This window comes from Streptomyces sp. PU-14G (assembly GCF_041028275.1).
Lineage (GTDB): Bacteria > Actinomycetota > Actinomycetes > Streptomycetales > Streptomycetaceae > Streptomyces.
The window spans coordinates 19554-37631 of sequence record NZ_JASKYT010000010.1; the positions used below are offsets into that span (position 1 = coordinate 19554).

Genomic DNA, 18078 nt, shown 5'->3' on the forward strand with positions numbered 1-18078 from the left:
TTGCTGCGGGCGGGGGGCGGTCTTACGGTGCCGACAATCGACAAGCCCCCGACACCCGCACGAGGACACCCATGCGCACGCTGCGCCACCAGGAGACGTCAGTCCTGGACGCGACCACCACTCTGTTCACCGGCGCCACCCTGCGGACCGTGGACCCGCTCACCGACGGGGCCGAGGCGTTCCTCGTGCACGGCAACCGGTTCGGCGCCGTCGGCACACTCGAGGAGTGCCGAGCCGCGGCGGCGCGGTTCGGCCGCACGACCGAGGAGGTGGACCTCGGCGGCGCCGTCGTGGTGCCGGGCTTCGTGGATCCGCACGCCCACCCCCTGATGTACGGCCAGATGATGAGCTGGGTCGACTGCGGGCCCGACAAGGCGGCCGACATCCCCGGCATCATCGCCCTGCTGCGCGCGGCGGCCGGCACCCTGCCACCCGGACGGCCGGTGCGCGGCTACGGCTACGAGCACCGCAACCTCGCCGAGCGCCGACACCCCACCAAGGAGGAGCTCGACCAGGTCAGCACCGATCGCGACGTGTACCTGATGAACGCCAGCGGACACGGCGGCGTCGTCAACAGCGCCACCCTGGCCCGGCACGGTGTCTCCCGCGAGACCCCGGACCCGGAGGGCGGCACGTTCTTCCGCGACGCAGACGGGGAGCTGACCGGCGAGGTCTCCGACGCCGCCTGCAACATCCTCACCGGCGTCGGCGGCGTGAAGATCGGCCGCCACGGACCGAACTTCCACCTCGGTGACGAACCGGAGGAACACCTGCGGCAACTGCGCACCGCCCAGGAGCGGTTCCTCGCCGGCGGCGTGACGACGATCGGCGACTGCCAGGTGACCCGCCGCGAGTTCGACACCTACCTGCGGTTGGCCGACGCCGGCGAGCTGCGCACCCGCGTCGGCATGTATCTGCTGAGCCACCTGCTGGACCACGTGATCGACACAGGCATGCACGGCGCGTTCGGCAACGCCCGGCTCTCCTTCGCGGGCATCAAGTTCTACGCCGACGGCACCCTGGGCGGCTGGACGGCGTACTTCCCCGACGGCTACGTCGGCGACCCCTGCCGCACCGGGCAGCTCTACCACGAACCCGAGGCGTACCGGGAACTCATCGCCAGGGCTCATGCGGTGGGGCTCCAGACGGCCACCCACGCCCAGTCACCCGACGCGATAGAGATGGTGCTCGACGCCGTCGAGGCCGCGACCGAGCGCCACCCCCGGTCCGAGGCGCGGCACCGGATCGAGCACTGCGGACTGCCGACCCCCGCACAGATCGCGCGCATGCACCGGTTGGGCATCCACCCGGTCAACCAGACCCAGCACTACTACAACTGGGGCGAAGGCGTCACCGAGGCGATCGGCACCCCTGGCGAGCGGTTCAACCCGCTCGGGGAGTTCCTGGAGGCGGGGGTGCCCGTGACGCTCAGCTCCGACGCGCCGGTCGCCGAGCCGAAACCGCTGGAGGCGATCCAGGCGGCAGTCACCCGCGTCACCCGGCGCGGGCACCGGCTGGGCGACGCCTCCCTGCGGATCCCGGCGGCCGACGCGCTCGCCGCGCACACGCTCGGCGGGGCCCGCACCCTGGGCCGCGAGCACGAACTCGGCAGCCTCACCCCGGGCAAGCTCGCCGACTTCACCGTTCTGGGCGGCGACCCGCTCACCGTCGACCCCGGATCCATCGCCGCGATCGACGTCCTCCAGACGTGGGGAGACGGCGCGCTCCAGCACTCCACCACACCCACGTCGACCGAGGGGCAGCCGTGACGCAACACGCCCAATCCCGCAAGGCGCGCAAGGCGGGCATCGCCGCGTTCGTCGGCACCACCATCGAGTGGTACGACTTCTACGTCTACGCCACCGCCGCCTCCCTCGTCTTCGGCAGCGTCTTCTTCCCCGAGGGAACCGACCGGCTCACCGGTATCGCCGCCGCCTTCGCCACGTACGCGGTCGGATTCTTCGCCCGGCCGCTCGGCGGTATCGTCTTCGGCCACATCGGCGACCGGTTCGGCAGGCGCAGCGCCCTCGTGATCACGCTCACCATGATGGGCGCCGCGACGTTCCTCGTCGGCCTGCTGCCCACGTATGCCGGCGTCGGCGTGCTCGCCCCCGTCCTGCTCGTCCTGCTCCGCTTCGTGCAGGGCATCGCGGTCGGCGGCGAATGGGGCGGTGCCGTCCTGATGGCCGTCGAGCACGCGCCGGAGGACAAGAAGACCTTCTACGGCGGCTTCGCCCAGCTCGGCAATCCGGCAGGGGCCCTCCTGTCCACCGGCCTGTTCAGCGTGCTGTCCACGTTCGGCGACAACGCGCTCCAGGAGTGGGCGTGGCGCGTGCCGTTCCTGCTCTCGGCGGTGCTCATCGTCATCGGCATCCTCATCCGGCTCAAGGTCGAGGAGTCACCGGTGTTCGAGGCGGAGCCCGAACCGGACGAGGGCCTGCCGCTCACATACGCACTCAAGACGAACTGGAAACCCATCCTGCTGGGCATCGGCACGCTCCCGATCGCGGTGGGCGGCTACTACCTGGTGACCACGTTCATCACCGCGTACGCCACCGACCCCGCGGTGGGGCTCTCGGAGACGGTGGTACTCAACGCGCTCAGTGTCGCTGCCGTCGTCGAACTCGTCGCCACACTGGGCGTCGCGTGGCTGGGCGACAAGGTCGGGCGCGTCCGGGTCGTCATCTGGGGCCTGGCCGCGGTGGCCGTGCTGGCCACACCGCAGTTCCTGGTGGTCTCCTCGGACTCGACCGTGCTGATCTTCCTGGTCTTCGCGGCGATGCGGCTGTTCATGGCGGCGACGTACGGTCCCGTGGCCGCGGTGCTGGCCCAGATGTTCCGGCCCCACGCGCGGTACACCAGCATCTCGGTGACCTACCAGGTGGCAGGCGCGCTGTTCGGCGGGCTCTCGCCCGTGGCCTCGACGCTGATGTTCCAGGCGACCGACAGCATCGTCCCGGTCATCGTGCTGCTCGTCGCGATGTGCGCGCTGAGCATCACGTGCCTGCTGAAGGCACCGCAGCACACCGACGCGGCCATACCCGCGGACACTCCGGCGCCGACGACGCCGGCCGGCACCGCGACGTAGGAGCGTTCCGTCACATGTCCGGCCCGCTGGCGGCCCGGGACTTCCTCTCGCTGTCAGACAGCGCTCACGCTCGCGTCACTTCCACTCCGGGACAGGACGCCCCGCTCGCCCTGTCCGTCACGCGCGGGGGCAGAATGGCCGAAAATTGGTTTAACCTTCAACTAGGAAAGGCGCACTCTGGGAGGTGAAGCGACAGCCGCCCGGCTGCCGGACCAACACCAGGTCTCAGTAACGGAGATGATCGACATGAGCCAGACGCTTCCGCTCCGCCTCCACCACCACGCCTGGATCACCGACGACCAGGAAATCAACCGACGCTTCTACGAGGACGTGATCGGCCTGCCCCTGGTGGCCACCTGGACCGAGCGAGAGGTGCTGTTCGGCGCCGAGCGTGTCTACAGCCACACCTTCTACGGACTGGCCGATGGCGGGGCCCTCGCCTTCTTCCAGTTCGCCAACCCCGAGGACCAGGAGGAGTTCAAGACCGACGTCCATTTCACCCCCTGGCGGCACATCGCCTTCAAGGTCGAGCACGAGACCCAGGAGGCCATGCGGAAGCGCATCGCCGCGGCCGGCTACTCGGAGGCGGACGCCTACGTCATCGACCACGGGTTCTGTGTCTCGCTGTACATCACCGACCCCAACGGCCTGATGCTGGAGTTCACGGTCGACCACCCCGACGTGGAAAAGATCGAAGCCGAGCGGCGTACGACGGCGCACGCCGACCTCGCCCGCTGGCTCGGTGGCGACCACACCAGCAACAACCACTGGCGCTGACGTCCCGACGCCGCGGCCCCGATGGGCACGCCGACGCAAGTGGGCACGGTGGCGCGACACAGGGGTCAACGACGAGAGCGCCGATCGGCTGCTGGGCCGGTGCGGGCGGCCGACTCGCCGCGCGCCCGGTCGCGGTAGCGCTGGGGCGCCTCCCCCCACTCCCGTCTGAACGCGGTGCTGAAGGCGCTGTCGGAAGCGTAGCCCAGTTCGGCTGCCAATGAGCCGATGCGGACATCGCGGTCGCGAAGGGCCCGCTGGGCCAGCAGCATGCGCCAGCGATGGAGGTACGTCAGCGGCGGTACGCCCGCCATGATCCGGAAACGCTGGGCGAACGTGGTCCGCGACATCGCCGCGGCGCGTGCCAGGTCCGCCAGCTGCCACGGCTTTTCCGGGGCGGCGTGCATGAGGTCGAGCGCCGGACGCAGCCTCTCGTCCCGCACCACTCGCAGCCACCCTGGTGACGGCTGTGCTTGATCGAGGTAGGCGCGCACCACCTCGAGAACCAGGAGTTGGCCGTACTGCCGGACGGCGAAGACCGAGCCGATCCGGCTCTCTGCCGCCTCCTCGACCAGGTCATCGAGGAGGCGGCGCAGGCCGGTTGCGGGCGCGGTCGACGCCCGGACATGGCCGACTGGCGGAAGCGCCTCCAGCAGTAGCGTCTGCCCCAGCGAGTTGAGGCCGACGCGAGCGCCCAGGACGATGTCCGGGGTGTCTTGGCCGCCGCTGTGGTCGTTGTCGTCGCGCGTGATGCGGTAGCTCGGGTCGGGGAAGATCTCGCGGGGCGGCCCTTCGCCGGTACCACCTGCGAGGTGCAGCCACCTCCGGTTGTTCAGCAACGCGACGTCGCCGGGCCCGAGTTCGAGCGGGGCATCGAGTCCGTCGGTGGACAACCGGGCCCGCCCGTGCGCCACCGCGACAAGTTTGAGCGGGTCGTCGACGAGGCCGTGCGACACCCACTGTCCGCGCCCCTCGAACCCGCCCGTCATCTGGCCTCGCAGCTCTACGAGGTCGAACAGCTCGGACAGTGGGTCGGCCGTCATGTCCGTACTCTGACGAAAGAAGTCCGGACCGTCAATTATTCATAGTCCGAGCGAGCGCCGCCACAGTGAAGGCATGCAGACGAAACAACATCCCCTGGGGTCCGGCTTCACCGCGGCATCGACGGCCGCGGACGTTCTCGAAGGCGTCGACCTGACCGGTTTTCATGCTGTCGTCACCGGCGGCCACGTCGGACTCGGCCTACAGGCCACCCGCGCGCTGAGCGCGGCCGGGGCGTCCGTCACCGTCGGCTCGCGCCATCGCGACCTGGCCGCCCCCGCGCTGGCGGGGATCGCACGCGTGGAGGTCGCCCAACTGGACCTTCTCGACCCGGCGTCGATCGACGCCTTCGCGGACCGGTACCTCGATTCCGGTCGCCCGCTGCACATCCTGATCAACAACGCCGGCATCATGGGCGGGCCTCTGGTGCGGGACGCACGCGGCTACGAGTCCCAGTTCGCAACCAACCATCTCGGCCACTTCCAGCTGACCCTGGGGCTGCGGCCCGCACTGCGCGCCGCACGAGGCGCCCGCGTCGTCAACGTCAGCTCAGGCGGCCACCGGCTGAGCGGCATCCGCTGGGAGGATCCGCACTTCACCAACTGCTACGACGCCATGCTCGCCTACGGACAGTCCAAGACCGCCAACGTCTTGTGCGCCGTCGAGTTGGACCGGCGATGGGCAGGCGAAGCGATCCGCGGCTACGCCGTGCACCCCGGCATCGTCGTCGGTACGAACCTGGGAAACTCCAGCACCGAGGAACAGGTGCGCAGCGTCCGCTTGGCCATGGGACTCATCGACGCGTCGGGACGGCCGATCATCGACCCGGACAGCGACAGGAAGACGCCGCAGCAGGGCGCGGGCACCATCGTGTTCGCCGCGACCAGCCCGCTGCTCGCCGACATCGGCGGCGTCTACCTGAGGAACAACGACATCTCACTGCTGGACGACACCGCGGAGCCCGCCGTCTTCGGCCCCGCCGCGATCGCCTCGGCCGACGTCGTCCCGCACGCCATCGACCCGGACGCGGCACGGCGGCTGTGGGGGCTGAGCGAGCGGTTACTCACCGCGTGACGTCGGCAGGAAGGCTGCCGGTGGCAGCTCCGACGCCGGCCGGAGCTTCCTCCCGGCGCGCGCCTGGCCGATGATGGCGGGGTGCGGGCCGAGACCGGCCTGCGCGTTGACCACCGGCCCGTCGACCTCGTGCACCACCCGCTTCTCCAGCCGGACGCCTCCAGCGGAAAGGCGCCCCCCGTCGGCACGGTGCCGGAGAGTGAAGCCGGCCAACGAGGTATACCGAGCGGGGAGGCGGCGAGTTGCCCGCCGCCTCCCGGCTGCCTCCCGGTCGCAGCGGTGGCTGCCCTGCGTGCTGCCCGGGTGGTTGTGTCCCCGCCCGGTTCCCCGCTTCCCCGCTTCCCCGCTCGGGTCCCCGCTCGGATTCCCGTCGCCCGCGGGAACACAGCCACCCGGGTACTCACAAGGTGCGCTCCAGGCGGTCGGCGAGCACCTTCACGAAACCCGACGGGTCCTCCAGCTCACCGCCCTCGGCAAGCAGCGCCATGCCGTGCAGCAGATCGGCGGTCTCGCCCAGTTCCGTGTGGTCCGTCCGCTCGCCGTAGGCCCGATTGAGGCCCTTGACCAGTGCGTGCCCGGGGTTGAGCTCCAGAATCCGCTTGCTGTGCGGAACCTCCTGCCCCATCGCCCGGTACATCCGCTCCAGCGCGGGCGTCACGTCGTGCGTGTCCGAGACGACGCAGGCAGGGGAGTCCGTCAGCCGCGCAGAGAGCCGGACCTCCTTGAGGCTCTCGCTCAGCCGCTCGGTCATCCAGGACAGCATCTGGGCGAATTCCCGCTGCTGTTCCTCGCGTTCGGTCTCCCGCTCCTGCTTCTCCTCCTCGGTGCCGAGATCGACCTCGCCTTTGGAGACGGAGCGGAGCTGCTTGCCGTCGAAGTCGGGGACGGCCTCGACCCACACCTCGTCGACCGGGTCGGTCAGCAGCAGCACCTCGATGCCCTGGGCGCGGAACGCCTCCATGTGGGGCGAGTTCTCAACGGCCGCGCGCGAGTCACCCGTGACGTAGTAGATGTGCTCCTGGCCCTCCTTCATCCGCTCCACGTACTGCGCCAGCGTAGTGGGCTCGTCCTTGTCGTGAGTGGAGGCGAAGGAGGCGACGTCCAAGAGCGTCTCCCGGTTCTCGAAGTCGCTCAGCAGGCCTTCCTTGAGGACAGCGCCGAACTCCCGCCAGAACGTCGTGTACCGGTCCGGTGCGTTGGTCCGCATCTCCTTGACCGTGGAGAGAACCTTCTTCGCCAGGCGACGGTGCATGAGCTGGATCTGGCGGTCCTGCTGAAGGATCTCCCGCGACACGTTCAGCGAGAGATCCTGCGCGTCGACGACGCCTTTGACGAACCGCAGGTAGGGCGGCAGCAGCGCCTCGCAGTCGTCCATGATGAACACGCGCTTCACGTACAGGTTCACGCCCCGCTTGGCACCCTGCTGGAACAGGTCGTGCGGCGCCTGGGAGGGGATGAACAGCAGCGCCTGGTACTCGAAGGTGCCCTCGGCCGCCAGACGGATCGTCTCCAGCGGGTCGTTCCAGTCGTGACTGATGTGCTTGTACAGCTCGTGGTACTCCTCCTCGGAGACCTCGCTGCGTGGGCGGGCCCACAGCGCCTTCCTCGAGTTCAGCGTCTCGGGCTCGCGGACGGCGGTTTCACCGGCCTTGCCCGTCTCGCCGTCCGCTCCCTCCCCGTCCGGCGTCTCCACCGGCTCGGCGGCCATCCTGATGGGCCAGGTGATGAAGTCCGAGTACCGCTTGACGATCTCCCTGATCTTCCAGGGCGAGGTGTAGTCGTAGAGCCTGTCCTCGGTGTCCACCGGCTTGAGATGCAGGATGACCGCGGTGCCCTGCGGGGCGTCCTCGACGGTTTCGATCGTGTAGCTGCTCTCGCCTGCCGACTTCCAGCGCGTGCCCTGCTTCTCGCCGGCGCGGCGGGTCAGCAGCGTCACCTCGTCGGCGACCATGAACCCGGAGTAGAACCCGATGCCGAACTGCCCGATCAGCTCCTCCGCAGCGGCGGAGGAGCCGTCCTCGCCGGCATCCTTGGTCTGCTGCGCCTCCGAGAGCTTCTCCAGGAACTGGGCGGTTCCCGAGTTGGCGATGGTCCCGATGAGCTCGACGACCTCGTCACGGGACATGCCGATGCCGTTGTCCCGCACGGTGAGCGTGCGGGCCTCCTTGTCGGCTTCGATGTCGATGTGGAGGTCGGAGATGTCCGCGTCGAGGGAGTCGTCGCGGAGCGCCTCCAGGCGCAGTTTGTCCAGCGCGTCGGAGGCGTTGGAGACGAGTTCCCGCAGGAACACGTCCTTGTTCGAGTAGATGGAGTGCACCATCATCTGGAGAAGCCGACGGGCTTCCACCTGGAACTCGAACGTCTCGGTGGTCTCGGTGGTCTCGCTCGACATGATCCGTTATTCCTTCTCAGGCCATCCGGTGACGGAATTGACTGCACGGAACTGTATGCGAGTGGGCGAGGCGGGCGCCGCCTCGCCTGTCCCTCGCACGGTACGACTACGGACGCGGTCCGGCCCCGCGTGTGCCGGGGGCGGCAGCCGTGGCCCCGCTGCCACGGTAGGCGTCCACGGCGGGTGTCAGGGTGTGGTCTGGAACGTGCGCCGGTAGGCCAGCGGAGCGACACCGATGGCCGAGTGCAGGTGTTGCCGTAGCGACGCGGCGGTTGCGAAGCCGACCGCGCCCGCGATGTGGTCGATGGACATGTCGGTGGACTCCAACAGCCCGCGGGCTCGGTGTACGCGTTGCTGGATGAGCCAGCGGCCGGGGCTCACCCCGGTCTCGTTGTGGAAGCGGCGGGCGAACGTGCGCAGGCTCATGCGCGCATGGGCTGCCAGGTCGGTGAGGGTCAGCGGCTCGTCGAGGTGCTCCAGGGCCCACTGCCGCGTGGGTGCTGTGCCTGCCGAGGACCGTTCGGGGACGGGCTGCTGGATGTACTGCGCCTGGCCGCCTTCCCGCCACGGCGGCACCACGCAGCACCGCGCGACATGGTTGGCCAGCTCGCTGCCGTGGTCCTTGCGTACGAGGTGCAGACAGACATCCACACCGCTGGCGGCGCCCGCCGAGGTGAGGATCTCCCCGTCGTCGACGAACAGTACGTCCGGGTCGAGCTTGACCGACGGGAAGAGCCGTCGAAAGGAGTCGGTCAGCGCCCAGTGCGTGGTGGCCCGGCGGCCGTCGAGCAGCCCGGCCGCGGCGAGGGCGAAGGCGCCGGTGCAGATCGACACCGTGCGGGCGCCGGGCGGGATGCGCGCGAGAGCGGCGGCCATCGGTTCCGGGAGATGCGCGGACAGCAGGGAGGGGGCGTACGGCGGGATGACCACCGTGTCGGCCGTCTCGAGCACTTCGGGGCCGTGTTCGACGATAAGGCCGAAGTCCGAGTTGGTGCGCACGGGACGTCCGTCCACCGTGCAGGTGAGAACCTGGTACCGGTCGTCGGCCCAGCCGAAGACCCGGTTCGGGATGCCCAGCTCGAAGGGGTAGACACGGTCAGGCGCCAGGACGACCACGCGATGGGGTGCAGATCGCTGCATGGCAGGATCCTATCGAAGGATGGCAATCATGCCATTGCCGGGATCGGGGGCAAGATCGGAGGCTGCATGCATGAGTGCACACACCTCGACAGCCACCATGCGCGCCGTGTCCCAGGACGCCTACGGGCCTCCCGAGGTCCTGCGCGAGGTCGAGCAGAAGCGCCCGCAACCGGGTCTCGGCCAGGTGCTCGTGGCCGTCCACGCGGCAGGAGTCAACCCCACCGACTGGAAGCACCGTTCCGGCGGCCTTTTCCGCGACGACCCGCCGTCCGTCCTGGGCTGGGACGTGTCCGGAGTCGTCGAGGCCGTCGGGCTGGGAGTCGCCCTGTTCAAGCCGGGTGACGAGGTGTTCGGGATGTTGCCCTACCCGCACGGCGCGGGTTCGCACGCCGAGTACGTCGCCGGGCCCGCGAGGGCTTTCGCGCACAAACCGTCCGGAATCGATCACGTCGAGGCGGGCGCGCTGCCGCTCGCCGCGCTCACCGCCTGGCAGGCCCTCGTCGATGTCGCCGACGTCCAGGCGGGTCAGCGTGTGCTGATCCAGGCGGCGGCCGGTGGAGTCGGTCACCTCGCCGTGCAGATCGCCAAGGCGCGGGGCGCCCACGTGATCGGCACGGCGAGCGCGGGCAAGCACGACTTCCTGCGGAGCCTGGGCGCCGACGAACTGATCGACTATCGCACCACCGACTTCGCCGACGCCGTGCGCGGCGTCGACGTCGTCTTCGACACCCTCGGCGGTGACGCCCGGGCCCGCTCCCTGACCACCCTGCGGGAGGGAGGGCTCTTGGTCACCATCCTGCCCTACGGCGAGAAGGAACTGGCCGAGCAGGCCGCCCAACTCGGCGTGCGCACAGAGGGGATGCTGGTCGAGGCCGACCACGCGGGCATGAAGGCGATCGCCGGTCTCGTCGAGTCGGGCAGGCTGCGGGCGGAGATCGCGGGCACCTTCCCGCTCGCGGACGCGGCGAAGGCGCACGAGGTGGGCGAGACGGGGCGTACCACGGGGAAGCTGGTCCTCGTCATGCGGTGACCGATCGCGGCGCTCCTCGGCCCGGCGGAGCCCTTTGTGCACCCCGCCTTTGGTGTCGACTGGACGGCGGCGCTTCTCACGCTTCTTCTCCGCCGCTGTCTTCGTACCGGCCCGGCCGAGGGTGGGCACGCCGCGTCGGACGGGCCGGGTGCTGCCGTTTCCGGGGTGCTGCCGGTTCCGGGGTGCTGCCGGTTCCGGGGCGATGCCGGGCACTGGAGGCCGCAACCGAATGCTCGCGTCAGTTCGCCGCTCGCTCCAGGGCTTCGAGGGAGCGCCCCGCGGTCTCCCGGATGAAGACGGCCGTGAACGCGAAGGCGAGAACGCAGATACCACCGAAGAGGGCGAACGCCGCACCCGCGCCTGCCGCGAGCAGGGTGGGAAAGACCAGCGAGACGGCGAAGTTGGCAGCCCAGTTGGTGCCGGACCCGACACTGACCCCCATGCTGCGCACCCGGAGCGGGAACAGCTCGGGCAGCATCACCCACAGCAGCGGTGCCCAGCTCAGCGAGTACGCGACCTTGAAGACCGCGAGGCTGGCGACGGCGGCTGTCTTGCCGACCCCCTGGTCGAGCAGACCGAGCGAGAAGACGGCACACAGGGTGCCCATGCTGAGCACCATCAGGACGAGCCCGATGAGAAGCAGGGGCTTGCGGCCCACCCGGTCGACAAGGCGTCCCGTGACGAAGGTGGTGCAGATCGACAAGACGCCGAGCCCGACGCTGTTGAGCAGCGCGGCCGAGTCCCCGAACCCGGCCGCCTTGAGAATCGTGGGTGCGTAGAACACGATCGTGTTGGAGCCGATGACCTGCTGAATGACGGCCATGGCGACCGCGATGCCGAGCCCGCGGCGCACCTGACGGGTGGCGAAAAGCTCCCGTATGCGGCCTCGCGCACGACGGTCCGTGTGCGCGGCGGCGTGGATGTCGCACAGGGCCGCTTCGGCCTCGGCGGGCTCGTGCAGCCGCAGCAACACGGCCCTGGCCTCGTCCTCCCGGCCTTTCGCCGCGAGCCAGCGGGGCGTCTCCGGCTGCGGCCACATACCGGCGAACAGCACCACTGCGGGCACGATGGCGAGACCGAGCATCCACCGCCACGCCCCCGCGCCCGACAGGGCGTACGAGGTCAGGTACGAGACGAAGATGCCGATCGCGATCATCATCTGGTTGAGCGTGGACACACGGCCGCGGATGCGCGTCGGAGCCAGCTCGGACAGGTAGCTGGGGATCACGGCGGAGGCCGCGCCGACGCCGACGCCCGTCGCGACACGGAAAGCGATCAGTACCCACGGGCCGGTGGCCAGGGCCATGCCCAGCGCACCCGCGCCGAACAGCACTGCGGTCGCCAGCATCACCGGGCGGCGCCCCCAGCGGTCGGTGGCCGGACCGGCGCCGAAGCAACCCGCGATGGCGCCGACCATCAGTGAACTGACGAACGCCCCCTGCATCCAGGAGCTCAGCTCCAGTTCGCGCGTGAGGAACAGCTGGGCCCCGGCGACGATGCCCATGTCGTATCCGGACAGCAGCCCGCCGAAAGCCCCGCACAGATACAGCAGGAAGGTGCGGCGCGACCGGGCGTGTGCGTCGGGTGCGGTGTGCGTCGTGGCCGGGATGGCGGCAGGCATGACGAACTCCCTTGCTTGACGGCTGCGCCTCATTAGCGTCAAGTCTTCGTCGAAAATCAAGATGCCGGTGCACAGTTCACAGGGTTGCGTCGAAGTGTTGACGAAAATAGGGGTCCTGGGCAGCATGGGCGCCATGGCAGTGGTCAAGAACCCCACCGTGCTGCGCCAGTTGCGGTACGGAAACATGGAGCGCGTACTCGAGGTGCTCCGGCGGAAGGGCCCGAGCAGCAGGGCCGAGGTGGCCACGGCCACGGGACTCTCCCGAACGACCCTGTCCGGCATCGTGGGACAGCTCCTCGCCGACAACGTGTTGCTGGAGGAGTCCGCTCCCGCGGACGGGGCTCCGGCCGGCCGTGGCCGCCCCGTGCACCGGCTCGTACTCAACCCGAGTTCGGCGCAGGCCGTGGGTATCGAGATGGGCCGCGAACGTCTCAGAGTCGCGATCGCCAACGCGTCTCACGAGATCACCGCGTCCGGCGGCGTCCACTGGCCGAAGCGCAGCAGCGCGCGCGAACAGGCCGACGCCGCTCTCGCCCTGCTGCGTGACCTCGCCACCCGCGAGGGCATCGACCTCGCGGGTCTCAGCGGTGTCGGCATCGGCACGCCGGGCCCCGGTGGGACGACCGGCGGAAGCGCGGGGCCGGCCACCGACACGGCGCCCGGGGTGCCCCGGCACCGGCAGTCCGTCGCGGACCGCGTCGCCGAATCCCTCGGCGTCCCCGTACTCGCCGACAACAACACCCGCCTGGCCGCCCTCGGCGAGGCCATCTGGGGCGCTGCGCGCGGCGCGGGTGACGCCCTGCACGTGACGCTGTCGTACGGCGTCGGCGGCGGACTCGTCGCGCAGGGGAGGCTGTTCAGGGGCGCCCAGGGTGCGGCGGGCGAGATCGGCCACATCAGCGTCGACCCGGAAGGCGCCCGCTGCTGGTGCGGCGGGCACGGCTGCCTGGAGCAGGTGGCATCCGTGCCCGCGTTGTTGCGGGCCGCCGGCCGGCGCAGCTGGAGCCGCTTCACCGAGGCCCTGGCCGCCGGCCAGGAGCGTGAGTGCGCGGCCCTTGAGCGCGCCGCGCGAGCGGTCGGCCGGGCACTCGCGGCGGCGTGCAGCACCGCGAACCCGCAGCGCGTCGTCCTGAGCGGTGAGGTCGCCGAACTGGGCCCCCTCTTCCTCGACCCGGCCGAAGCCACCTTCCGCCGCTACACGGCCGCGCGGGTCAACCGTGGTGTGCGGTTCGTCCCGGCCGTCCTGGCCGACCGTGCCGGGGCCCTCGGCGCGCTCGCTCTCGTCTTCCACGAGTCGCCCCTGCTCGCCGGATATGCGACGCGAGGCGCACCGGCCCCGGGCGCGCCGACACCCGACGCGGCGGCCTCCGGCGTACGGGCACCCGGCGCGCCGACACCCGACGCGGCGGCCCCGGTGGCGGCCCCCGGTGTGGCGCCCTCCGGCGCACCGGCACCCGGCGTGGCGGGCGGGGCCTCCGCCACCGCCGCGTCGTGAATCCGGTTTCGACCGGACCGAACCCGAACGACCGGAAAGGCACCGCCGTGCGCACCAACATGCTCTTCCTCATGACCGACCAGCACCGGGTCGACACTCTCGGAGCCTACGGCAACCCGCACGTGCGCACTCCCAACCTGGACCGCCTCGCGGCGGAGGGCACCCGGTTCGACAGCTGCTACACCCCCACGGCCATCTGCACCCCCGCCCGGGCCAGCCTGCTCACCGGAGCCGCGCCTTTCCGGCACAAGCTGCTCGCCAACTACGAACGCAACGTGGGGTACCTGGAAGACCTCGCCGACGACCAGTTCACGTTCGCCGGGCAACTGCGAAGTCAGGGCTACAACCTGGGTCTGATGGGCAAGTGGCACGGTGGCGTCCGACGTACGGCGGCCGACTACGGCTTCGAGGGGCCGGACCTTGCGGGCTGGCACAACCCCGTCGACCACCCGGACTACCTGACCTACCTGGAGGAACACGACCTCCCCGGATACGCCATCAGCGACCGGATGCGGGGCACCACTCCCAACGGGAGCCCCGGCAACCTGCTCGCGGCCCGGCTGCACCAGCCCGTCGAAGCGACCTTCGAGTACTACCTGGCCGACCGCACCATCGACATGCTCCACCGGTTCGCCGAGGACGAGCGTGGCGGCGGCGGTGACCCCTTCTTCCTCGCCACCCACTTCTTCGGCCCGCACCTGCCGTACATTCTTCCCGACGCGTACTTCGACATGTACGACCCGGAGCTGGTCGACCTGCCCGCCTCGGTGGGGGAGACGTTCGCGGGCAAGCCGCCTGTCCAGAGCAACTACAGCAAGCTGTGGGCTTTCGACACCATGCCGATCGAGGACAGCCGGAAACTCATCGCCGTCTACTGGGGCTATGTCACCCTCATCGACGAACAGATCGGCCGGATTCTGGAGTGTGTGCGGGAGCTGGGCCTGGACCGGCGCACCGCGGTCTGCTTCACCGCTGACCACGGCGAGTTCACCGGCGCCCACCGGCTGCACGACAAGGGCCCTGCCATGTACGAGGACATCTACCGCATCCCAGGGCTGCTGCGGGTGCCCGGCGGGCCGCCCGGACAGGTACGCGACGAGTTCGTCTCACTGACCGACTACACGGCGACGATCCTGGAACTCGCCGGCAGTGACCCCGCGCCGGCCGTCGACAGCCGCAGCCTCTTGCCGCTGGCACGCGGCGAGCACCCCGAATGGGACGAGCACCACCTGGCGGAGTACCACGGCCACCACTTCCCGTATCCGCAACGCATGCTCCGTACGCGGCGGTACAAGCTCGTCGTCAACCCCGAGTCGCACAACGAGCTCTACGACCTCGAAACCGACCCGGACGAACTCCTCAACCGCTACGGGCACCCGGAGCTGCGCGCGGTCCGCACGGAGTTGACACACCGCCTCTACCACCTGCTGCGCGAGCGGGGTGACAACTTCTTCCACTGGATGACGCCGATGTACGACGTGCCGACCGACTACGACACCACCCTGTCCTCCTTCGAGACGGAGGACACCGAAGCGCCGCGGCCGGCCGGCAGCAGGTGATGATCACGGCCTCACGGAGAGCGGACGCCTGTCAGGCCGTGGCACCGGGGAGCTTGTCGATCAGGGCCGAGAGCTCGTCGTACTCCTGCGGGGTGAGGTCGGTGAGCGGGGGCCGGACCGGGCCCGCGGTCCTTCCGGTGGCGGTCATGCCGGCCTTGACGATGCTGACCGCGTAGCCGGCCTGGCGGTTGCGGATCTCGGTGTAGGGCAGGACGAAGTCGGACAGCATGCGGGTCACGTCGGCCTGGCGCAGTTCGCGTACGGCGGCGTAGAAGTCGAGGGCGAACTCGGGCAGGAAGTTGAAGATGGCCGAGGAGTAGGTCGCCACGCCCAGCTGGAGGTACGGCAGGGCGTACGTTTCAGCGGTCGGCAGCCCGCCGATGGAGGTGAGGCGTTCGCCGAGGCGGGCGTGGATGCGGGTCACGGTGTCGATGTCGCCGACGCCGTCCTTGTAGCCGATCAGGTTGGGGCAGCTGTCGGCGAGGCGGGCGACGGTGTCGGCGGAGTAGACCGCGTTGGCGCGGCTGTAGAGGACGACGCCCAGGGACGTGGTGCGACACACTGCCTCGACGTGCCGGGCCAGCCCCTCCTGGCCGGCTTCGGTCAGGTAGGGAGGGAAGAGCAGGATGCCGTCGGCGCCGGAGCGTTCGGCGGCGGCTGCGAACTCGATGGCGGCGGCGGTCCCGTGCCCTGCCGGGGCCAGGATCGGGGTGTCGTCCGGGGCGCTGTCTGCGGCGGCGGTGACGACCCGTGCGACCTCGTCGGGCGTGAGAGAGAAGAACTCGCCGGTGCCGCCTGCGGCGAAGAGGCCCCCGACGTCGTACCGGCCGAGGCGAACGATGTTCCGGCGGTAGGTGTCCTCGTCGAAGGACAGGTCGTCGTGGAAGTGGGTCACGGGGAAGGACAGTAGCCCGGAGCCGATACGGCGGCCGAGTTCTGCCGGGGTGAAGGACGTCATGGGACTGCTTCTCCTGTGGATGGTCAGTGTGTGTCGCGTAAGGCGGCGCGGAGGCCGACAAGCCGACCGGCCGGTCGGAGGGGCAGGTGCCGGCGCGCGAAGCCCGTCCGCTGCTGCGCGCTCCCGCGCCGGGGCTCGGCGGTGTGCGCCGCAGGTCGCAGCTCCGCGGTCGACGGAGGAGATGTCAGGGGCGGGTGCCGGCCTCGTGGGTGGCGACGGTCCAGGCACGAGCCTGCTCGCTGAGGGTGAAGCCGAGACCGGGCCGAGAGGAGACGTGCATCCGCCCGTCGCGGATCTCCAGGTGTTCGTTGAACAGCGGCTCCAGCCAGTCGAAGTGCTCCACCCAGGGTTCGATGGGGTAGGCCGCGGCCAGGTGGAGGTGGATCTCCATGGCGAAGTGGGGCGCGAGCTGAAGCTGGTGGTGTTCGGCGAGGGCGGCCAGCTTCAGGAACTGGGTGATGCCGCCGATGCGGGGAGCGTCGGGCTGGATGATGTCGGCGGCGTCGTGGCGGATGAGCTCGACGTGCTCGGCGACGCTGGCGAGCATCTCGCCGGTGGCGACCGGGGTGTCCAGCGAGGCGGCCAGGGCGGCGTGGCCCCTGGTGTCATAGGCGTCGAGAGGTTCCTCGATCCAGACGAGGTGGTGCTCCTCCATGGCACGGCCCATGCGCTGGGCGGTGGGCCGGTCCCACTGCTGGTTGGCGTCGACCATCAGCGGGACCTCGTCACCGACGTGCTCGCGCACCGCGGTGAGGCGAGCGAGGTCGTACTTCCTGTCGGGGTGGCCGACCTTGAGCTTGATCCCGCCGATACCGCTGGCCAGGGAGGCGTCGGCGTTGTCGAGGACCTGCTCGGTGGGGGCGTGCAGGAAGCCGCCGGAGGTGTTGTAGCACCGCACCGAGTCGCGGTGCGCGCCCAGCAGCTTGGCCAGCGGCAGCCCGGCCCGCTTGGCCTTGAGGTCCCACAGCGCGACGTCGAACGCCGCGATGGCCTGGGTGGCCAGGCCACTGCGGCCCACGGAGGCGCCGGCCCAGACGAGCTTGGTCCAGATCTTCCCGATGTCGCTGGGGTCCTCGCCGACCAGCGTCTCGGCGATTTCCTCGGCGTGGGCGAACTGGCCGGGGCCGCCGGCCCGCTTGGAGTAGCTGAAGCCTATGCCTTCGTACCCCTGCTCGGTCGCGAGCTCCACGAACAGGAAGGCCACCTCGGTCATCGGCTTCTGCCGTCCGGTGAAGACCTTCGCGTCGCTGATCGGAGTCGCCAACGGAAGCGTCACCGAGGAGAGACGCAGCCAGGCGATCCGGTCGAGTGCCGCCTCGCCCTCGGTGCGCGCGGCATGGGTGGTCGTGTGCGTCGTGGTCACCACTTCGTGTCCCTGGGGTTGACGTGTGTGGAATCGTGACGGGGCGGTGCGTGTCGTGGCAGTTCACCACCGGACGATGCACCCGAGGCGCGAGGCACCGAGGTGACCCGTGACCTTCTGCCCGATGCGGAGCCGGGTGCCTCCGCTCCTCCGTCAGCGGCCGTGGTGCGCCATGTCCGGTGGGTTCGACGCTATGCGCGGTAATGATTTACGTCCAACATAAGTTTTGGATCCGATCATTCAGGAAGAGCATCGCGCCCTGCGCTGACCCCGTCGACCGGAAGGGCGACCGTCCTCATCCGGTCCTCATCCGGCCCGCATCCGGACCTCCGACGCACAGCGTCGTCACCGCGTGACCCAACCCGGATCAGCCCCACCCGTCAGGTGCGCGGCACACACACATCACTAAGGCGTCATACAAGCACTGTATTGCAAGCAACAAAATTGGACATGGACGTGGATCGTGAGTGTCCCTACGGTCAACTCAGCCACCGGTTCTGTGGCGCGGACCACACGCGGCAGCGCAGCCGCATCACCGAGGTC

14 protein-coding genes are annotated in these 18078 nt (G+C 69.9%); 7 read left to right on the forward strand and 7 right to left on the reverse strand.

The annotated features are described in order from the left end of the window. Positions 1 to 71: 71 nt before the first annotated feature. The 3 genes from AB8Z75_RS02595 to AB8Z75_RS02605 all read left to right on the forward strand — a co-directional run bounded on the left by AB8Z75_RS02595 (position 72) and on the right by AB8Z75_RS02605 (position 3865). Positions 72 to 1769, forward strand: coding sequence for an amidohydrolase (locus AB8Z75_RS02595; RefSeq protein ID WP_369199691.1), 1698 nt, complete (start codon positions 72 to 74; stop codon positions 1767 to 1769). After that, a complete protein-coding gene (locus tag AB8Z75_RS02600) occupies positions 1766 to 3088 on the forward strand; it encodes an MFS transporter (protein ID WP_369199692.1) in 1323 nt (440 codons plus the stop codon). Before AB8Z75_RS02595 ends, AB8Z75_RS02600 begins: the two co-directional genes overlap by 4 nt. 246 nt (positions 3089 to 3334) lie before the next feature. Next, positions 3335 to 3865 (forward strand): VOC family protein, encoded by a 531-nt coding sequence (locus tag AB8Z75_RS02605; RefSeq protein ID WP_369199693.1) that lies wholly within the window; start codon positions 3335 to 3337, stop codon positions 3863 to 3865. A 65-nt stretch (positions 3866 to 3930) separates the two neighbouring features. On the opposite strand, the gene AB8Z75_RS02610 is transcribed toward AB8Z75_RS02605, so the two are convergent. Next, positions 3931 to 4905 carry a cupin domain-containing protein gene (locus AB8Z75_RS02610; RefSeq protein ID WP_369199694.1) on the reverse strand — a complete coding sequence of 325 codons (975 nt, stop codon included), beginning with the start codon at positions 4903 to 4905 and terminating at the stop codon, positions 3931 to 3933. A 73-nt stretch (positions 4906 to 4978) separates the two neighbouring features. Between AB8Z75_RS02610 and AB8Z75_RS02615 the strand changes: the two genes are divergently transcribed. Next, positions 4979 to 5977 carry an SDR family NAD(P)-dependent oxidoreductase gene (locus tag AB8Z75_RS02615; RefSeq protein ID WP_369199695.1) on the forward strand — a complete coding sequence of 333 codons (999 nt, stop codon included), beginning with the start codon at positions 4979 to 4981 and terminating at the stop codon, positions 5975 to 5977. On the opposite strand, the gene AB8Z75_RS02620 is transcribed toward AB8Z75_RS02615, so the two are convergent. From AB8Z75_RS02620 to AB8Z75_RS02630, 3 genes are all read right to left on the reverse strand, one after another. Next, positions 5963 to 6112, reverse strand: a complete 150-nt coding sequence (locus tag AB8Z75_RS02620; RefSeq protein WP_369199696.1) for a hypothetical protein — start codon at positions 6110 to 6112, stop codon at positions 5963 to 5965. The genes AB8Z75_RS02615 and AB8Z75_RS02620 overlap by 15 nt on opposite strands. 265 nt (positions 6113 to 6377) lie before the next feature. Then, the gene (gene htpG, locus AB8Z75_RS02625; RefSeq protein ID WP_369199697.1) at positions 6378 to 8369 is read right to left on the reverse strand and encodes a molecular chaperone HtpG; all 1992 of its coding nucleotides are present in this window, start codon (positions 8367 to 8369) and stop codon (positions 6378 to 6380) included. Between the two features lie 186 nt (positions 8370 to 8555). Next, positions 8556 to 9509 carry a GlxA family transcriptional regulator gene (locus tag AB8Z75_RS02630; protein ID WP_369199698.1) on the reverse strand — a complete coding sequence of 318 codons (954 nt, stop codon included), beginning with the start codon at positions 9507 to 9509 and terminating at the stop codon, positions 8556 to 8558. A gap of 70 nt (positions 9510 to 9579) precedes the next feature. Between AB8Z75_RS02630 and AB8Z75_RS02635 the strand changes: the two genes are divergently transcribed. After that, positions 9580 to 10539 carry an NADP-dependent oxidoreductase gene (locus AB8Z75_RS02635; RefSeq protein ID WP_369199699.1) on the forward strand — a complete coding sequence of 320 codons (960 nt, stop codon included), beginning with the start codon at positions 9580 to 9582 and terminating at the stop codon, positions 10537 to 10539. Between the two features lie 238 nt (positions 10540 to 10777). On the opposite strand, the gene AB8Z75_RS02640 is transcribed toward AB8Z75_RS02635, so the two are convergent. Beyond that, positions 10778 to 12160, reverse strand: a complete 1383-nt coding sequence (locus tag AB8Z75_RS02640; protein WP_369199700.1) for a sugar porter family MFS transporter — start codon at positions 12158 to 12160, stop codon at positions 10778 to 10780. A gap of 133 nt (positions 12161 to 12293) precedes the next feature. On the opposite strand from AB8Z75_RS02640, the gene AB8Z75_RS02645 reads away from it, so the two are divergent. Both AB8Z75_RS02645 and AB8Z75_RS02650 read left to right on the forward strand, forming a co-directional pair. Further along, positions 12294 to 13655: an ROK family transcriptional regulator gene (locus AB8Z75_RS02645; RefSeq protein WP_369199701.1), complete on the forward strand. Its 1362-nt coding sequence runs from the start codon at positions 12294 to 12296 to the stop codon at positions 13653 to 13655. Positions 13656 to 13714: 59 nt separating this feature from the next. After that, a complete protein-coding gene (locus AB8Z75_RS02650; protein ID WP_369199717.1) occupies positions 13715 to 15214 on the forward strand; it encodes a sulfatase-like hydrolase/transferase in 1500 nt (499 codons plus the stop codon). 31 nt (positions 15215 to 15245) lie between these two features. Here the strand turns inward: AB8Z75_RS02650 and kdgD are convergent, their stop codons facing one another. Both kdgD and AB8Z75_RS02660 read right to left on the reverse strand, forming a co-directional pair. After that, positions 15246 to 16172, reverse strand: coding sequence for a 5-dehydro-4-deoxyglucarate dehydratase (gene kdgD / locus AB8Z75_RS02655; protein ID WP_369199702.1), 927 nt, complete (start codon positions 16170 to 16172; stop codon positions 15246 to 15248). Between the two features lie 184 nt (positions 16173 to 16356). After that, positions 16357 to 17538, reverse strand: a complete 1182-nt coding sequence (locus AB8Z75_RS02660) for a mandelate racemase/muconate lactonizing enzyme family protein (RefSeq protein ID WP_369199703.1) — start codon at positions 17536 to 17538, stop codon at positions 16357 to 16359. Between the last annotated feature and the right edge of the window lie 540 nt (positions 17539 to 18078).

What these genes read in the sequence shown, in the direction of transcription:
- AB8Z75_RS02595 (WP_369199691.1), top strand. Translation starts at nt 72, where the DNA reads ATGCGCACGCTGCGCCACCAGGAGACGTCAGTCCTGGACGCGACCACC.
- AB8Z75_RS02605 (WP_369199693.1), top strand. Translation starts at nt 3,335, where the DNA reads ATGAGCCAGACGCTTCCGCTCCGCCTCCACCACCACGCCTGGATCACC.
- AB8Z75_RS02610 (WP_369199694.1), bottom strand. Translation starts at nt 4,905, where the DNA reads ATGACGGCCGACCCACTGTCCGAGCTGTTCGACCTCGTAGAGCTGCGA.
- AB8Z75_RS02615 (WP_369199695.1), top strand. Translation starts at nt 4,979, where the DNA reads ATGCAGACGAAACAACATCCCCTGGGGTCCGGCTTCACCGCGGCATCG.
- htpG (WP_369199697.1), bottom strand. Translation starts at nt 8,369, where the DNA reads ATGTCGAGCGAGACCACCGAGACCACCGAGACGTTCGAGTTCCAGGTG.
- AB8Z75_RS02630 (WP_369199698.1), bottom strand. Translation starts at nt 9,509, where the DNA reads ATGCAGCGATCTGCACCCCATCGCGTGGTCGTCCTGGCGCCTGACCGT.
- AB8Z75_RS02635 (WP_369199699.1), top strand. Translation starts at nt 9,580, where the DNA reads ATGAGTGCACACACCTCGACAGCCACCATGCGCGCCGTGTCCCAGGAC.
- AB8Z75_RS02640 (WP_369199700.1), bottom strand. Translation starts at nt 12,160, where the DNA reads ATGCCTGCCGCCATCCCGGCCACGACGCACACCGCACCCGACGCACAC.
- AB8Z75_RS02645 (WP_369199701.1), top strand. Translation starts at nt 12,294, where the DNA reads ATGGCAGTGGTCAAGAACCCCACCGTGCTGCGCCAGTTGCGGTACGGA.
- AB8Z75_RS02650 (WP_369199717.1), top strand. Translation starts at nt 13,715, where the DNA reads ATGCTCTTCCTCATGACCGACCAGCACCGGGTCGACACTCTCGGAGCC.
- kdgD (WP_369199702.1), bottom strand. Translation starts at nt 16,172, where the DNA reads ATGACGTCCTTCACCCCGGCAGAACTCGGCCGCCGTATCGGCTCCGGG.